Source organism: Enterobacter cloacae complex sp. HYC033_NIDB (assembly GCF_056673335.1).
Map to the genome: position 1 here is coordinate 1,472,871 of NZ_CP115123.1, position 16,337 is coordinate 1,489,207.

16 protein-coding genes and 1 other annotated feature are annotated in these 16,337 nt (G+C 55.9%); of the genes, 11 read left to right on the forward strand and 5 right to left on the reverse strand.

Annotated elements, in window-relative coordinates:
• The first annotated feature begins 35 nt into the window (after positions 1-35).
• Positions 36-1,268 (forward strand): multifunctional transcriptional regulator/nicotinamide-nucleotide adenylyltransferase/ribosylnicotinamide kinase NadR, encoded by a 1,233-nt coding sequence (nadR, locus tag O1721_RS06995; RefSeq protein ID WP_032647177.1) that lies wholly within the window; start codon positions 36-38, stop codon positions 1,266-1,268.
• An 83-nt stretch (positions 1,269-1,351) separates the two neighbouring features.
• Here the strand turns inward: nadR and O1721_RS07000 are convergent, their stop codons facing one another.
• Positions 1,352-2,353, reverse strand: coding sequence for a zinc-binding alcohol dehydrogenase family protein (locus tag O1721_RS07000; RefSeq protein ID WP_032647180.1), 1,002 nt, complete (start codon positions 2,351-2,353; stop codon positions 1,352-1,354).
• 108 nt (positions 2,354-2,461) lie between these two features.
• On the opposite strand from O1721_RS07000, the gene O1721_RS07005 reads away from it, so the two are divergent.
• The gene (locus O1721_RS07005) at positions 2,462-3,361 is read left to right on the forward strand and encodes a LysR family transcriptional regulator (protein ID WP_032647182.1); all 900 of its coding nucleotides are present in this window, start codon (positions 2,462-2,464) and stop codon (positions 3,359-3,361) included.
• Between the two features lie 128 nt (positions 3,362-3,489).
• Here O1721_RS07005 and ettA read toward each other — a convergent pair whose 3' ends face one another.
• Complete coding sequence (gene ettA, locus O1721_RS07010; RefSeq protein WP_006810191.1) at positions 3,490-5,157, reverse strand: energy-dependent translational throttle protein EttA; 1,668 nt, start codon at positions 5,155-5,157, stop codon at positions 3,490-3,492.
• 226 nt (positions 5,158-5,383) lie between these two features.
• Here ettA and sltY point away from each other — a divergent pair, with 226 nt between their 5' ends.
• Together sltY and trpR are read left to right on the forward strand one after the other, a co-directional pair.
• Complete coding sequence (sltY, locus tag O1721_RS07015; RefSeq protein ID WP_017694548.1) at positions 5,384-7,321, forward strand: murein transglycosylase; 1,938 nt, start codon at positions 5,384-5,386, stop codon at positions 7,319-7,321.
• Positions 7,322-7,376: 55 nt separating this feature from the next.
• The gene (trpR, locus tag O1721_RS07020; protein WP_003856511.1) at positions 7,377-7,706 is read left to right on the forward strand and encodes a trp operon repressor; all 330 of its coding nucleotides are present in this window, start codon (positions 7,377-7,379) and stop codon (positions 7,704-7,706) included.
• A 27-nt stretch (positions 7,707-7,733) separates the two neighbouring features.
• Here the strand turns inward: trpR and yjjX are convergent, their stop codons facing one another.
• On the reverse strand, positions 7,734-8,249 hold the full coding sequence (gene yjjX / locus O1721_RS07025) for an inosine/xanthosine triphosphatase (RefSeq protein ID WP_015572619.1): 516 nt from the start codon (positions 8,247-8,249) through the stop codon (positions 7,734-7,736).
• Positions 8,250-8,297: 48 nt separating this feature from the next.
• Here yjjX and gpmB point away from each other — a divergent pair, with 48 nt between their 5' ends.
• Positions 8,298-8,945: a 2,3-diphosphoglycerate-dependent phosphoglycerate mutase GpmB gene (gpmB, locus tag O1721_RS07030; RefSeq protein ID WP_006810187.1), complete on the forward strand. Its 648-nt coding sequence runs from the start codon at positions 8,298-8,300 to the stop codon at positions 8,943-8,945.
• On the opposite strand, the gene robA is transcribed toward gpmB, so the two are convergent.
• Positions 8,942-9,811: an MDR efflux pump AcrAB transcriptional activator RobA gene (robA, locus tag O1721_RS07035; RefSeq protein WP_015572620.1), complete on the reverse strand. Its 870-nt coding sequence runs from the start codon at positions 9,809-9,811 to the stop codon at positions 8,942-8,944. The two genes, gpmB and robA, sit on opposite strands and share 4 nt — an antisense overlap.
• Before the next feature lie 214 nt (positions 9,812-10,025).
• Between robA and creA the strand changes: the two genes are divergently transcribed.
• Positions 10,026-10,496, forward strand: coding sequence for a protein CreA (gene creA / locus O1721_RS07040; protein WP_017383825.1), 471 nt, complete (start codon positions 10,026-10,028; stop codon positions 10,494-10,496).
• 48 nt (positions 10,497-10,544) lie between these two features.
• On the opposite strand, the gene arcA is transcribed toward creA, so the two are convergent.
• A complete protein-coding gene (arcA, locus tag O1721_RS07045; RefSeq protein WP_003856501.1) occupies positions 10,545-11,261 on the reverse strand; it encodes a two-component system response regulator ArcA in 717 nt (238 codons plus the stop codon).
• Between the two features lie 95 nt (positions 11,262-11,356).
• Here arcA and yjjY point away from each other — a divergent pair, with 95 nt between their 5' ends.
• The 5 genes from yjjY to thrB all read left to right on the forward strand — a co-directional run bounded on the left by yjjY (position 11,357) and on the right by thrB (position 16,337).
• A complete protein-coding gene (gene yjjY, locus O1721_RS07050) occupies positions 11,357-11,497 on the forward strand; it encodes a YjjY family protein (RefSeq protein WP_001541509.1) in 141 nt (46 codons plus the stop codon).
• A 399-nt stretch (positions 11,498-11,896) separates the two neighbouring features.
• Positions 11,897-12,583 (forward strand): tRNA/rRNA methyltransferase, encoded by a 687-nt coding sequence (locus O1721_RS07055; protein ID WP_032647184.1) that lies wholly within the window; start codon positions 11,897-11,899, stop codon positions 12,581-12,583.
• A gap of 211 nt (positions 12,584-12,794) precedes the next feature.
• Positions 12,795-12,863: a thr operon leader peptide gene (gene thrL / locus O1721_RS07060; protein WP_015572623.1), complete on the forward strand. Its 69-nt coding sequence runs from the start codon at positions 12,795-12,797 to the stop codon at positions 12,861-12,863.
• Positions 12,802-12,919, forward strand: a sequence feature (Thr leader region). Its footprint overlaps the gene before it by 62 nt.
• A gap of 24 nt (positions 12,920-12,943) precedes the next feature.
• Positions 12,944-15,406 carry a bifunctional aspartate kinase/homoserine dehydrogenase I gene (gene thrA, locus O1721_RS07065; RefSeq protein WP_032647186.1) on the forward strand — a complete coding sequence of 821 codons (2,463 nt, stop codon included), beginning with the start codon at positions 12,944-12,946 and terminating at the stop codon, positions 15,404-15,406.
• A gap of 1 nt (position 15,407) precedes the next feature.
• On the forward strand, positions 15,408-16,337 hold the full coding sequence (thrB, locus tag O1721_RS07070) for a homoserine kinase (RefSeq protein ID WP_022650380.1): 930 nt from the start codon (positions 15,408-15,410) through the stop codon (positions 16,335-16,337).

Genomic DNA, 16,337 nt, shown 5'->3' on the forward strand with positions numbered 1-16,337 from the left:
TTACGTATTCGATTTTGCAGGAGGCACCGTAATTTATGTCATCATTTGACTACATCAAGACCGCTATCCGCCAGAAGGGCTGCACGTTGCAGCAGGTGGCGGACGCCAGCGGCATGACCAAGGGCTACCTGAGCCAACTGCTGAACGCCAAAATCAAAAGCCCCAGCGCGCAGAAGCTGGAAGCGCTGCACCGTTTTCTGGGGCTTGAATTTCCGCGGATGCAAAAGAACATTGGCGTGGTGTTCGGTAAGTTCTACCCGCTGCATACCGGGCATATCTATCTGATCCAGCGCGCCTGTAGCCAGGTCGACGAGCTGCATATCATCATGGGTTATGATGAAACCCGCGATCGCCAGCTGTTTGAAGACAGCGCCATGTCGCAGCAGCCCACCGTGCCGGACCGCCTGCGCTGGCTACTTCAGACCTTTAAATATCAGAAAAATATTCGTATTCATGCCTTTAACGAAGAGGGCATGGAGCCCTATCCGCACGGCTGGGACGTGTGGAGCAACGGCATCAAAGCGTTTATGGAAGAGAAGGGCATTGCGCCTAACTGGATCTACACCTCTGAAGAGTCCGACGCGCCGCAGTTCCGCGAGCATCTGGGCATCGAGACGGTGCTGATCGATCCTAAACGCACCTTCATGAACATCAGTGGGGCGCAGATCCGCGAGAACCCGTTCCGTTACTGGGACTACATCCCGACCGAGGTGAAGCCGTTCTTCGTGCGTACGGTGGCGATCCTCGGCGGCGAGTCGAGCGGGAAATCGACGCTGGTAAATAAGCTGGCTAACATCTTCAATACCACCAGTGCGTGGGAGTATGGCCGCGATTACGTCTTCTCACACCTTGGCGGCGACGAGATGGCGTTGCAGTATTCCGACTACGATAAAATCGCGCTCGGTCATGCCCAGTACATTGATTTCGCGGTGAAATACGCCAATAAAGTTGCCTTTATTGATACCGATTTCGTCACCACGCAGGCGTTCTGCAAAAAGTACGAAGGGCGCGAGCACCCGTTTGTGCAGGCGCTGATTGACGAATACCGCTTTGACCTGGTGATCCTGCTGGAAAACAACACCCCGTGGGTGGCCGACGGCATGCGCAGCCTGGGCAGCTCGGTGGACAGGCGGGAGTTCCAGACCATGCTGGTAGAGATGCTTAACGAGAACAACGTTGCGTTTGTACATGTGGAAGAGTCGGACTACGACTCCCGCTTCCTGCGCTGCGTCGAGCTGGTGAAGGAGATGATGGGGGAGCAGGGTTAATAACTTCCCCTCTCCCACCAGGAGAGGGGGCTTTAATCGCCCTCTCCCTTTGGGAGAGGGCCGGGGTGAGGGAATCAGTCCACTCAATACTCAACCACCACCTTCCCACGCATATGCCCCTCCAGCACCCTGCGGTGCGCTTCGGTAATGCTTTCCACGCTTAGCCCGTGCAGCGTTTCGCTGAGCGAGCTTTCCACCACGCCGTTATCCACCAGCTTCGCCACCTCATCTAAAATCTCACCCTGACGCGCCATATCCGTGGTCTGGTACATGCTACGGGTGTACATAAATTCCCAGTGCAGGGCGGCAGATTTGGACTTCAGCTTGTCCTGGTTCAGCGGATGCGCGTTTTCAACGATGGAACAAATGTGTCCCTGAGGGGCAATCAGATCGCTGACCGCATCCCAGTGCCCGTCGGTATCGTTGAGGATAAAAATGTAATCCACAAAGGTGAGCCCCTGTTTCGCCAGTTCACCCTTCAGGTCGCGGTAATTTACGACAATGTCAGCCCCGCGATCGCGACACCACCGGGCGGAATCTTCTCGTGAAGCGGTTGCGACGATCTTCACCTTGCTGTTGTGCTTCGCAAACGGGATCGCCAGCGATCCGACTCCACCCGCGCCGCCAATTATCAGCAGCGTTTTATCTGCGTCGGCATCCTGAATCTTCAGCCGTTCAAACAGGCCTTCCCACGCGGTGAGCGCCGTCAGCGGCAATGCAGCCGCGGCGGCCCAGTCAAGGCTTGCAGGCTTGTGCCCGACAATGCGCGCATCGATCAGCTGGTGCGTGGTATTACTGCCCGGACGGGTGATATCCCCCGCGTACCACACTTCGTCACCCGGTTTGAATCCGGTGACGCCAGCCCCAACGGCTTGTACGATACCGCTGGCATCCCACCCGAGAATGCGCGGCTCCTTCAGTCCGCTTTTGGCAATGCCTGCATGTACCTTGGTGTCCACCGGGTTTACGGAGACGGCTTTTACCTCCACCAGCAGATCGTGTTCACCGGGCTGCGGCATCGGCGGAGTGATTTCAACGAAGGTGGACGGATTTTCCGGGTTAACGGCAATGGCTTTCACTGACATGGTGTGCTCCTCAATGGCATGCGTTTTGTTGAGGCTAGTCTATTAAGTGGTCAGCTGCATGATAAGATGGACAATCCAGAACTCAGCGTTCGTACAGGGTGAACAATCATGTTTAAACAGCTTCAGGATATGGCGCTGTTTGCGCTGGTGGCCGAGATGGGCAGCTTTACCGCGGCGGCGCAGAAGGCGGAACTGCCGAAATCCAGCGTCAGCCAGCGGATTAGCCAGCTGGAGCAACAGGTGGGGATCCGTCTGTTGAATCGCACCACGCGCAGAATAAGCCTGACGTTTGCGGGCGAACACTATCTGGTGCACTGTCGTGAAATGCTGGCGGCCAGCGAGCGCGCGGAGTATGCCATTCAGCGGCTGCGCGAAAACCCCAGCGGGCGGCTGCGGATCACCTGTCCGGCGGGAATTGGCGCGACGCTGCTGGCGCATATGAATGCCGAGTTCCAGCTTCGCTATCCGGACGTGTCGCTGGATGTGTCGATCTCAGACGACGTGGTGGATCTGGTCGAGTCTGGCTTTGACGTGGCGCTGCGCACCGGCAAACCGCAGGATTCTTCCCTGATTGGCCGCATGATTGGGCACTGTCCTCGCTACATGCTGGCCTCGCCCGACTACCTGGCGCGTCGGGCGCCGTTAATCCATCCCCGACAGCTGGTGGAGCACCGCTGCATTACGCACCGGGCATGGTCGGAGTGGCTTCTGCGAAGCGAGAGTGAGGATTACCGCTACCTGCCGGATAACGCCCACATGACGGATAACCTGGTGTACGCCCGGGAATGCGCCATTGCCGGGGCGGGGATCACGCTGTTACCCGCATTCCTGCTGGAAGATAAGATCGAAAAGGGCGCGCTGGTGAAGGTGCTGCCGGCGTGGAGCGTTGAGGGAAACGATCTCTGGCTGGCCTACCCGAGCCGTAAGCTCAATTCGCCTGCGCTGATGAGCTATATCGACTTTGCGATGCAGTTTGATGAGGTGAAGCGGTATTACGTGGGCAAATAAAAAAGCCGGGTGGCGGCTTCGCCTTACCCGGCCTACACACTGTGCGGCCTGATGCCCTCACCCTGGCCCTCTCCCACGGGGAGAGGGTACAAACATAAAAAACGGCAACCGAAGTTGCCGTTTTGCTTTTATTTCGCAATACGCTTGTACTTAATACGCTTCGGCTCCAGCGCGTCTGCGCCCAGCGTGCGTTTCTTGTACTCTTCGTATTCGGTGAAGTTACCTTCGAAGAACTCCACTTTACCTTCGTCCTGGTAGTCCAGGATGTGGGTTGCGATGCGGTCCAGGAACCAGCGGTCGTGCGAGATAACCATCGCGCAGCCCGGGAACTCCAGCAGGGCGTTTTCCAGCGCGCGCAGGGTTTCGATGTCCAGGTCGTTGGTAGGTTCATCAAGCAGCAGAACGTTGCCGCCAACCTGGAGCAGTTTTGCCAGGTGCAGACGACCGCGCTCACCGCCGGACAGCTCGCCCACGCGTTTGCCCTGGTCAGTGCCCTTAAAGTTAAAGCGGCCAACGTAAGCGCGGCTTGGCATCTCGGTGTTGCCGATACGCATGATATCCAGACCGCCGGAAACCTCTTCCCACACGGTTTTGCTGTTATCCATTGCGTCGCGGAACTGGTCCACGGAAGCCAGCTTCACGGTTTCACCCAGGGTGATAGAGCCGCTGTCAGGCTGTTCCTGACCGGACATCATGCGGAACAGGGTCGATTTACCTGCGCCGTTCGGACCGATGATGCCAACGATAGCGCCTTTCGGCACGGAGAAGGTCAGGTCGTCGATCAGCAGACGGTCGCCGTAGGACTTACGCAGGTTGGTCACTTCAACCACTTTATCCCCCAGACGTGCGCCAGGTGGAATAAACAGTTCGTTGGTTTCGTTACGTTTCTGGTATTCAGTGTTATTCAGCTCTTCGAAGCGTGCCAGACGGGCTTTGCCCTTGGACTGACGGCCTTTCGCGCCCTGACGCACCCACTCCAGCTCTTTCTCGATAGACTTACGACGCGCCGCTTCCTGAGATGCTTCCTGCGCCAGACGCTGATCTTTCTGCTCCAGCCAGGAGGAGTAGTTGCCTTCCCACGGAATACCTTCGCCGCGGTCCAGCTCCAGGATCCAGCCCGCAACGTTGTCGAGGAAGTAACGGTCGTGGGTAATCGCCACCACGGTGCCTTCGAAGTCGTGCAGGAAGCGCTCCAGCCACGCCACGGATTCCGCATCCAGGTGGTTGGTAGGTTCGTCGAGCAGCAGCATGTCTGGTTTTTCCAGCAGCAGGCGGCACAGCGCCACGCGGCGGCGTTCACCACCGGACAGGTTAGCGATTTTCGCATCCCAGTCTGGCAGACGCAGGGCATCAGCCGCGCGCTCCAGCTGCACGTTCAGGTTGTGACCGTCGTGCGCCTGGATAATCTCTTCATACTTGCCCTGTTGTGCAGCAAGCTTGTCGAAGTCCGCATCCGGCTCGGCGTATTTGGCATACACTTCATCCAGACCTTTCAGGGCGTTAACCACCTCGGATACCGCTTCTTCAACGGATTCACGCACGGTGTGTTCCGGGTTCAGCTGGGGTTCCTGCGGCAGGTAGCCGATCTTAATGCCAGGCTGCGGACGGGCTTCACCTTCGATGTCTGTATCGATGCCGGCCATGATGCGCAGCAGGGTGGACTTACCGGCACCGTTGAGACCCAGAACACCGATTTTTGCGCCCGGGAAGAAGCTCAGCGAGATATTTTTAAGAATATGACGTTTCGGCGGGACAACTTTGCCGACACGATGCATGGTATAAACGAATTGAGCCACGTTGGACTTCGCCTCTTTTATCGTGATGAGAATGAATTTCAGCCTCGAAGTGTAGCCTTTTTCACGCCCTAATCCCAGCCAGGAACGTCGGGAGTGTTAAAACGCGCAAGAAAGGTAAAAAAGTGTCCATGACGTGGCGCGTTGTGGGATGCCTGGTTAGCATAAGTTGATGTAACTTTGACGTGGCAAGACGCTGCAACTGACGAAAAACAATGAGGAAGAGCTTGTGGAAAAAGCCAAACGGGTGGTCTGGCGTCTGCTGGCTGCCAGCGTATGCGTAATGGCGGTAAGCCAGGCGGTGCATGCCGATTCACTGGATGAACAACGTAACCGCTATGCCCAGATTAAACAGGCATGGGACAACAAGCAGATGGATACCGTGCAGGCGCTGATGCCGACGCTGAAGGATTATCCGCTGTATCCGTATCTTGAGTATCGTCAGATCACGGACGATCTCATGAATCAACCGACCGTCACCGTGAATAACTTCATTCAGGCGAACCCGACCCTGCCGCCTGCGCGCACCCTGAAGTCCCGGTTTGTGAACGAGCTGGCCCGTCGCGAAGACTGGCGCGGCCTGCTGGCCTTCAGCCCGGATAAACCGGGCGCGACGGAAGCGCAGTGTAATTACTATTATGCGAAATGGGCGACCGGTCAGCAGGAGGAAGCCTGGACCGGCGCGAAAGAGCTGTGGCTGACGGGCAAAAGCCAGCCAAACGCCTGTGACCCGCTGTTCAGCGCCTGGCGCGCCTCGGGCAAGCAGGATCCGCTCTCTTACCTGGAACGTATTCGCCTGGCGATGAAGGCCGGAAACACCCGGCTGGTCACTGTGCTGGCGGGCCAGATGCCCGCAGATTATCAGACTATTGCGTCGGCCGTTATCAGTCTGGCAAACGATCCCAATACCGTGCTGACGTTTGCGCGTACCACCGGCGCGACCGATTTTACCCGCCAGATGGCGGCGGTGGCCTTTGCCAGCGTGGCGCGCGATGATGTGGAAAACGCCCGGCTGATGATCCCGCAGCTGGTGCAGGCCCAGCAGCTTAATGACGATCAAACCCAGGAGCTGCGCGATATTGTGGCATGGCGACTGATGGGAACAGATGTCACCGACGAACAGGCGCGCTGGCGTGATGATGCGGTGATGCGTTCAAACTCTGTCTCGCTGGTGGAGCGTCGCGTGCGCATGGCGCTGGGAACGGGCGATCGTCGTGGCCTCAATACCTGGCTGGCGCGTCTGCCGATGGATGCCAAAGAGAAAGATGAATGGCGTTACTGGCAGGCGGACATGCTGCTGGAACGTGGTCGTGAAGATGAAGCCAAAGAGATCCTCCACTCCCTGATGCAGCAGCGTGGATTCTACCCGATGGCGGCGGCGCAGCGTCTGGGCGAGGAGTACACCCTGAAGATCGACAAAGCGCCAGCCAACGCGAACCCGGCGCTGACGCAGGGGCCGGAAATGGCGCGCGTGCGCGAGCTGATGTACTGGAATCTGGATAATACCGCGCGCAGCGAATGGGCGAATCTGGTCACCAGCCGTACCACCGATGAGAAAGCGCAGCTTGCCCGCTATGCATTTGATAATCGCTGGTGGGATCTGAGCGTGCAGGCGACGATCGCCGGCAAACTGTGGGATCATCTCGAAGAGCGTTTCCCGCTGGCTTATAAGGATCTGTTCGATCGCTACACCAGCGGCAAAGATATTCCGCAAAGCTACGCGATGGCCATTGCCCGTCAGGAGAGCGCCTGGAACCCGAAAGTGCGTTCTCCGGTGGGTGCCAGCGGCCTGATGCAGATTATGCCGGGTACCGCGACGCACACGGTGAAGATGTTTAATATTCCAGGCTACAGCAGCCCGTCCCAGCTGCTGGATCCGGAGACTAACATCAACATCGGTACCAGCTACTTGCAGTACGTCTATCAGCAGTTCGGTAATAACCGTATCTTCGCGTCAGCGGCGTACAACGCCGGGCCTGGCCGCGTGCGGACATGGCTTGGCAACAGCGCAGGGCGCATCGACGCCGTGGCGTTTGTCGAGAGCATTCCGTTCTCGGAAACGCGCGGCTATGTGAAGAATGTGCTGGCTTATGACGCCTACTATCGCTACTTCATGGGGCAGAAAGATACCCTGATGAGCGATGCCGAGTGGCAGAGACGTTACTGATCGGCGCGGGTTGTGTTATGCTGTACTCGCTAATGAGTACAAGAGGCAGCATAACATGACCCAGCATTCCCCGTATTCCTCGGCCATGGCCGAACAGCGTCATCAGGAGTGGCTTCGTTTTGTGGAGTTGCTCCGCCAGTCTTACGACAAAGATCTGCATTTACCGTTGCTACAGCTGATGCTGACGCCCGATGAACGCGAAGCGCTGGGCACGCGGGTACGCATTATTGAGGAACTGCTGCGCGGCGAAATGAGCCAGCGCGAGCTGAAAAACGAGCTGGGCGCGGGTATTGCGACCATCACCCGTGGTTCAAACAGCCTGAAGTCGGCGCCGGTTGAACTGCGTCAGTGGCTGGAAGCGGTATTGCTGAAAAACGCCGGATGACGGCTTCGCCTTATCCGGCCTGCAAATTTAACGATAAATCGCGTTATGGAACGGACTTAACGCCAGAATAACGGCCTGGTGGTAAACGCCTGAACGCGTAAGCTTGCCACCCGTAAAGACGCCAATCGCCCCCTCTTTACGACCAATTTCATCAATGCCGGTGTAGTGCGACATTACCGGCCCCAGCGCCTCACCCGCGCGGACTTTCTCCAGTATGACTTCCGGCAGCGGCAGCGTGGCAGAACGCGCTTCGCCGCGCTGCTCACGGCTTTCGATGACAACCCAGCTGAAGGTCGCCCCTTCGTCGATGCCTGCTTCAATCGCGACCCAGAAGTCAGCGTCTGGCGCGGCGGCTTTTGCATTCGCCACGCGATTTCGTGCGCCAGCGCGTGTTTCCTCGCTGCCAAACGGCTGTTCCGGCACACCGCTCTCGACGCCGACGGCGTCAATATGGCAGGATCCTTCGCCGAAGATCTCTTCAAATGCCCTTAGAATTGCCTGAATTTTGGCAGGATTGGTGGTAGCAGAGACAACATGGTGCATAATTAAGCTCGATTTAAAAAATTCATCGCAGTATAACGGAAAAAAAGCATGTTACAGGTATACCTTGTTCGCCACGGTGAAACGCAGTGGAACGCCGAGCGACGTATTCAAGGCCAGTCAGACAGTCCTCTCACCGACAAAGGTGTGCAGCAAGCATGGCAGGTGGCGGAGCGCGCCAGAACGCTGGGTATCACTCACGTCATCTCCAGTGATTTAGGCCGCACGCAGCAGACGGCACGCATCATCGCCGATGCCTGTGGCTGCGACGTGACCCTCGAACCGCGTCTGCGCGAGCTGGATATGGGCGTGCTGGAAAAACGTCCTATCGATACGCTGACGGAAACCGAAGAAGGCTGGCGCCGCACGCTGGTGAACGGCACTGAAGATGGTCGCATCCCTGAAGGGGAATCCATGCAGGAGCTGAGCGTGCGCATGCATGCCGCGCTGGCCGAGTGCCTGAAACTCCCGGCAGGTAGCCGACCGCTGCTGGTGAGCCACGGTATCGCGCTGGGTTGCCTGGTGAGCACCATTCTGGGACTGCCGGCTTACGCCGAACGCCGTTTGCGGCTGCGCAACTGTTCCATTTCCCGTATCGACTATCAGGAAAGTGCCTGGCTGGCATCGGGGTGGGTAGTTGAGATGGCAGGGGACATTTCGCATCTTGATGCCCCTGCTCTGGACGAATTGCAGCGTTAACGACGTACCGGAATCAGGAATTCCATACGCAGATTGATAGGGCCTTCTTCCGGTTTAGCATCTTGCGCCGGATAGTAGCGCTCAATGTCCTGACCTTTACGGCGATTCAGATTCAGCATCGGCATGCAGGTCCCGTAAACGGTCAGGATGAACTCCTGAACGCCCGTTCCTAAACCTTCGTATGAGAACATCACATACTCGCCGCCTTCCAGCACGACAGGCTTCGAGCCATGAATGTAACCGTTCGCCATGTCAGGCGTCAGCGCCGTGGTATAGAACACCTCCTGCTCGTCGTCTTTTTCCTGGCTGGGATGCGTTTCGTTCAGGCCATACAGAATCGGCGGGAGCGCCGGAGCATGGCTTAAAAATTCGCGCCAGAACTGAACGCGCATCTGATGGCGGAACTCGGAGATCTGCTCCAGGGAACAGGAGTAGCTCTGCGTGGTGCCGACCAGGTGCGTTTCCGGCAGGGTGATGATTTCATATTTTGGCATCGCAAACTCGCCCAGACGCAGCGGCGGACGCATACCAAAGGAGCTCCAGTCCGGCGAGCGGCGATAAAGCGCTGGCGTTAACGAGAACTGTTTTTTAAAGGCGCGGGTGAAGGTTTGCTGTGAATCGAAGCGATATTGCAGGGCAATATCCAGGATTGGTCGCGCGGTCAGGCGCAACGCGACAGCAGACTTTGATAAACGACGTGCGCGAATATAGGCACCGATAGCATGACCGGTGACATCCTTGAACATCCTTTGCAGATGCCACTTGGAATAGCCTGCTTTTGCCGCCACATTATCCAGTGACAAAGGCTGGTCGAGATGACCTTCCAGCCAGGTGAGCAGGTCGCGAATAATTCCAGCCTGATCCATATACTATCCTCATCCTTAAAACTGCCGCAGGTGCCTGTTTACAGGTTAGCGGATAATAGCATTTTTTGACGTTTTAGCATTCAGTGTTTTTTTTGCGCATAAATGCTTTTTGTAGTGATTTATGTGCGGATATATTCTAATCCTGTGATCTTGCTACATTTTTATCTAACCTGTTGAATAATCGCTCAGCGTAATTTTTATGAATGGTAACAATATGAAATACAAGGTTTTAGTCTTTGCAGCACTGGCGCTGATGGCAGGGCGCGTGGCACAGGCGGAGCAAATTGGCTCCGTGGATACTGTGTTTAAAATGTTTGGGCCGGACCACAAAATTGTGGTGGAAGCCTTTGACGATCCGGACGTTAAAAACGTCACCTGCTATGTCAGCCGGGCAAAGACCGGCGGGATTAAAGGCGGCCTGGGGCTGGCTGAAGACACGTCTGACGCGGCCATCTCCTGCCAGCAGGTTGGCCCGGTGGAATTGAGTGACAAAATCAAAAACGGCAAAGCGCAGGGCGACGTCGTATTCCAGAAACGGACCTCGCTGGTGTTCAAAAAGCTACAGGTGGTCCGTTTTTATGACGCGAAGCGTAACACCCTGGCTTATCTGGCTTATTCCGACAAAGTCGTGGACGGCTCACCGAAAAACGCAATAAGCGCGGTACCGATTATGCCGTGGCATTGATAAAAAAAACGGCGCAAATGCGCCGTTTTTTACTGCGTGACGGGAGAATTACTCCTGGAGGTCACCGCAGAAACGATAGCCTTCACCATGGATCGTGGCGATGATTTCCGGCGTATCCGGCGTAGATTCGAAGTGCTTACGAATACGACGGATGGTTACGTCAACGGTACGATCGTGTGGCTTCAACTCACGACCGGTCATTTTCTTCAGCAGTTCTGCACGGGACTGGATCTTGCCCGGGTTCTCGCAGAAGTGCAGCATCGCGCGGAATTCACTGCGCGGCAGTTTGTACTGCTCACCGTTCGGGCTAATCAGCGAACGGCTATTGATATCAAGTTCCCAGCCGTTGAATTTGTAGCTGTCGACGCTACGACGCTCTTCACTTACCGTACCCAGATTCATGGTGCGGGACAGCAGGTTGCGTGCACGAATGGTTAACTCGCGAGGGTTGAACGGCTTGGTGATGTAGTCATCCGCGCCGATTTCCAGACCAAGAATTTTATCAACCTCGTTGTCACGGCCCGTCAGGAACATCAACGCGACGTTCGCCTGTTCACGCAGTTCGCGCGCCAGAAGAAGCCCGTTTTTGCCCGGCAGGTTGATATCCATAATCACCAGGTTGATATCATTTTCAGAAAGGATCTGATGCATCTCTGCGCCATCGGTCGCTTCAAAGACATCGTAGCCTTCTGCTTCGAAAATGCTCTTTAACGTGTTGCGTGTTACCAACTCGTCTTCAACGATAAGAATGTGCGGGGTCTGCATGTTTGCTACCTAAATTGCCAACTAAATCGAAACAGGAAGTACAAAAGTCCCTGACCTGCCTGATGCATGTCGCAAATTAACATGATCGGCTTAACGTGACTAAAGTACGTAATTGCGTTCTTGATGCACTTTCCATCAACGTCAACAACATCATTAGCTTGGTCGTGGGTACTTTCCCTTTGGACCCGACAGTGTCAAAAACGGCTGTCATCCTAACCATTTTAACAGCAACATAACAGGCTAAGTGACACCGGACACCCAATAAAACTACGCTTCGTTGACATATATCAAGTTCAATTGTAGCACGTTAACAGTTTGATGAAATCATCGTAGCTGAATGCTAGCCTTTGTCACAATTTTTCAATAAACCAACTAGTTGCGGACATTGATTGATAAACGGTACGAATCCAATCAGAAAAGAGTATTCATATGGTCATTATCATTACAAAACATAAGGATAATGGACTTCTGTTAACATTCTAACTGATTGTTCAGCCACAAAATAGTTTAGCTTTTTTTAATTGTTATGAAACGCTATTTCGGTGATTTGTGTTGCAAAATTGTAAATTCGTGCTGCGTAATATGTTGAACTGAATCACATTTTTACCTGCTAACTGATTAAAAAGAGAGCGTAAATGCATCTGTCGATTGTGCTGGTGTCACCAGCAAGAGCTGAAAATATTGGCGCTGCGGCGCGTGCCATGAAGACTATGGGGTTTACCGATTTGCGTATTGTGGACAGCACGGCGCATCTGGAGCCTGCTGCGCGCTGGGTGGCGCACGGTTCGGGTGATATTCTCGATAATATAACCACTTACGCTACGCTCGCCGACGCACTCCACGATATTTCGTTTACCGTCGCGACGACCGCGCGCAGCCGGGCGAAGTTTCACTATTACGCCACGCCTGCTGAACTGGTGCCGATGCTGGAAGAGAAAAGCCAGTGGCTGGAGAAAGCCGCGCTGGTGTTTGGGCGAGAAGATTCCGGGCTGACTAACGAAGAGCTGGAGCTGGCTGACGTGCTGACGGGCGCGCCGATGGTGGCGGATTATCCGTCACTCAATCTGGGGCAGGCGGTGATGGTCTATTGCTATCAATTAGCATCCTTAATACAAATTTCTCAGCCACCGGTGACAGTTTCGGATGAAAACCAGCTGGCGGCACTGCGTGTTCGTGCAGATAAGCTTCTTGAGCAGTTGGGCGTCGCTGACGATCAAAAAATGGTGGACTGGTTACAGCAGCGCCTGGGGCGTCTTGAGCAGCGCGACACGGCAATGCTGCACCGATTGCTTCATGATATTGAAAAAAAATTAGCCGAGTAAAATAGTGTCATAGGTTTTTATTATGGCCGATCCTGCTGATGTCTGGGGTTGCATCTGGGTTATTCCGATGAAAATAAATCTGCCCGCAGCGGGACGTGAGAACGTCCCGAATTGTGATCGAATTAAAAATTCATTGACTTAAGGGGCTCGATCCTTTAACCCTAAAAGAATAGAGCACAGACAGATAATAATGACAGAGTACACAACATCCATGAAACGCATCAGCATCACCACCATTACTACAACCATCATCATTACCACAGGTAACGATGCGGGCTGACGCGTACAGGAAAAACAGAAAAAAGCCCGCACCTGAACAGTGCGGGCTTTTTTTTCGGCTAAAGGAAATGAGGTAGAACCATGCGAGTGTTGAAGTTCGGCGGTACGTCAGTGGCAAATGCAGAACGTTTTCTGCGTGTTGCCGATATCCTGGAAAGCAACGCCAGGCAGGGGCAGGTTGCCACCGTGCTCTCTGCCCCGGCCAAAATCACGAACCACCTGGTGGCGATGATTGAAAAAACCATCGGTGGTCAGGATGCACTACCGAACATCAGCGACGCCGAGCGTATCTTTGCCGATCTGCTTCAGGGGCTGGCCGACGCCCAGCCTGGTTTCCCGCTGGCGCAGCTGAAAAGCACCGTTGAACTTGAATTTGCCCAGATTAAACACGTTCTTCACGGTATCAGCCTGCTTGGTCAGTGCCCGGACAGCATCAACGCGGCGCTGATTTGCCGGGGTGAAAAACTCTCTATCGCCATCATGGCAGGCGTGCTGGAAGCGCGCGGTCACCACGTGACGGTCATCGATCCGGTTGAAAAACTGCTGGCTGTGGGCCACTACCTTGAATCCACCGTCGACATTGCCGAGTCGACACGTCGTATTGCGGCGAGCAAAATCCCGTCTGACCATATGATCCTGATGGCAGGCTTTACCGCCGGTAACGAGAAGGGCGAACTGGTGGTGCTGGGGCGTAACGGCTCTGACTACTCCGCCGCCGTGCTGGCCGCCTGTTTACGCGCAGACTGTTGTGAGATCTGGACTGACGTCGACGGCGTTTATACCTGCGATCCGCGCCAGGTACCGGACGCCAGGCTGCTGAAGTCGATGTCGTACCAGGAAGCGATGGAGCTTTCCTACTTCGGCGCTAAAGTTCTTCACCCGCGTACCATCTCCCCGATTGCCCAGTTCCAAATCCCTTGCCTGATTAAGAATACCGGTAACCCTCAGGCGCCGGGCACGCTGATTGGCGCCAGCGCGGATGAAGATGAACTGCCGGTGAAAGGCATTTCTAACCTCAATAACATGGCGATGTTCAGCGTCTCCGGCCCGGGGATGAAGGGCATGGTCGGCATGGCGGCACGCGTCTTTGCCGCTATGTCCCGCAACGGGATCTCCGTGGTGCTGATCACGCAGTCTTCTTCCGAATACAGCATCAGCTTCTGCGTTCCGCAGGGTGATTGCCTGCGTGCCCGTCGCGCGCTGGAAGAAGAGTTCTATCTGGAGCTGAAAGAAGAGCTGCTGGAGCCGCTCTCGATTCAAGAGCGTCTGGCGATTATCTCGGTGGTCGGCGACGGCATGCGCACCCTGCGCGGTATCTCCGCCAAATTCTTTGCCGCGCTGGCGCGGGCTAATATCAATATCGTGGCGATTGCCCAGGGCTCATCAGAGCGTTCCATTTCCGTTGTCGTGGATAACGATGACGCCACTACCGGCGTGCGCGTGGTGCATCAGATGCTGTTCAACACCGACCAGGTGATTGAGCTGTTCCTGGTGGGCGTCGGTGGTGTCGGTGGCGCGCTGCTGGAGCAGGTGAAGCGCCAGCAGGAGTGGCTTAAGAAGAAACATATCGATTTGCGCGTTTGCGGCATTGCGAACTCGAAAGCGTTGCTGACTAACGTCCACGGTCTGAATCTGGAAAACTGGCAGGCGGAGCTGGAAGAGGCGAAAGAGCCATTTAACCTGGGCCGCCTGATCCGCCTGGTGAAAGAATATCACCTGCTTAACCCGGTGATTGTTGACTGTACCTCCAGCCAGGCGGTGGCCGATCAGTACGCCGACTTCCTGCGCGAAGGGTTCCACGTGGTGACGCCAAACAAAAAGGCCAACACCTCGTCGATGGATTACTATCACCAGCTGCGGCTGGCGGCGAGTAAGTCGCGCCGTAAGTTTCTGTATGACACCAACGTGGGCGCGGGCCTGCCGGTCATCGAGAACCTGCAAAACCTGCTCAACGCGGGCGACGAACTACAGCGTTTCTCCGGCATCCTCTCCGGCTCCCTGTCGTTTATCTTCGGCAAGCTGGACGAAGGGATGAGCTTGTCGGAAGCCACCCGCGCCGCGCGCGAGCTGGGCTACACCGAGCCGGATCCGCGCGACGACCTCTCCGGCATGGACGTGGCGCGTAAGCTGCTGATCCTGGCGCGCGAAACTGGCCGCGAGCTGGAGCTTTCGGATATCGTGATTGAGCCGGTGCTGCCAGCAGAATTTGATGACAGCGGTGACGTCAGCGCCTTTATGGCCAGGTTGCCGCAGCTTGACGACGCCTTTGCCGCACGCGTTGCGAAAGCCCGTGATGAAGGTAAGGTATTGCGCTATGTTGGCAACATTGAAGAAGACGGCGTCTGCCGGGTGAAGATTGCCGAAGTGGATGGCAACGATCCGCTGTACAAGGTGAAAAACGGCGAGAACGCCCTGGCGTTCTACAGCCATTATTATCAGCCACTGCCGCTGGTGCTTCGCGGCTATGGCGCAGGGAATGATGTGACGGCGGCGGGCGTGTTTGCCGATCTGCTGCGTACCCTGTCATGGAAGTTAGGAGTTTAAGATGGTTAAAGTATATGCCCCGGCTTCCAGCGCCAATATGAGCGTCGGATTTGACGTGCTGGGCGCGGCGGTCACGCCGGTGGACGGTTCGCTGCTGGGCGATACGGTTACGGTTGAGGCGGCAGAGCGCTTCAGCCTGAATAACATCGGCCGCTTCGCCAGTAAGCTGCCGTCTGAACCGCGCGAGAATATCGTTTATCAGTGCTGGGAACGCTTCTGTCAGGAGATCGGCAAAAACGTGCCGGTCGCCATGACGCTGGAAAAGAGCATGCCGATTGGTTCGGGGCTGGGCTCGAGCGCCTGCTCGGTGGTCGCCGCGCTGGTGGCGATGAATGAGCATTGCGGCAAGCCGCTGAACAACAGCCGTCTGCTGGCGCTGATGGGCGAGCTGGAAGGGCGCATCTCCGGCAGCATTCATTATGATAACGTGGCGCCGTGCTTCCTTGGCGGCATGCAGCTGATGATTGAAGAAAATGGCATCATCAGCCAGCAGGTGCCAGGGTTTGATGAGTGGCTGTGGGTGCTGGCCTATCCGGGCATTAAAGTGTCTACCGCCGAAGCGCGTGCGATCCTGCCGGCGCAGTATCGTCGTCAGGACTGTATCGCCCACGGGCGTCATCTGGCGGGCTTTATTCACGCCTGCTACACCCGTCAGCCGCAGCTGGCGGCGAAACTGATGAAAGACGTCATTGCCGAGCCGTATCGCACGAAGCTGCTGCCGGGCTTTAACGAAGCGCGACAGGCATCCATGGATATCGGCGCACAGGCGTGCGGCATCTCCGGCTCCGGCCCGACGCTGTTCGCCTTATGCGACAAGCCAGACACCGCGCAGCGCGTGGCGGACTGGCTCTCTAAACACTACCTGCAAAATCAGGAAGGCTTTGTTCATATTTGCCGTCTGGACACGGCTGGCGCACGAGTACTGGGATAA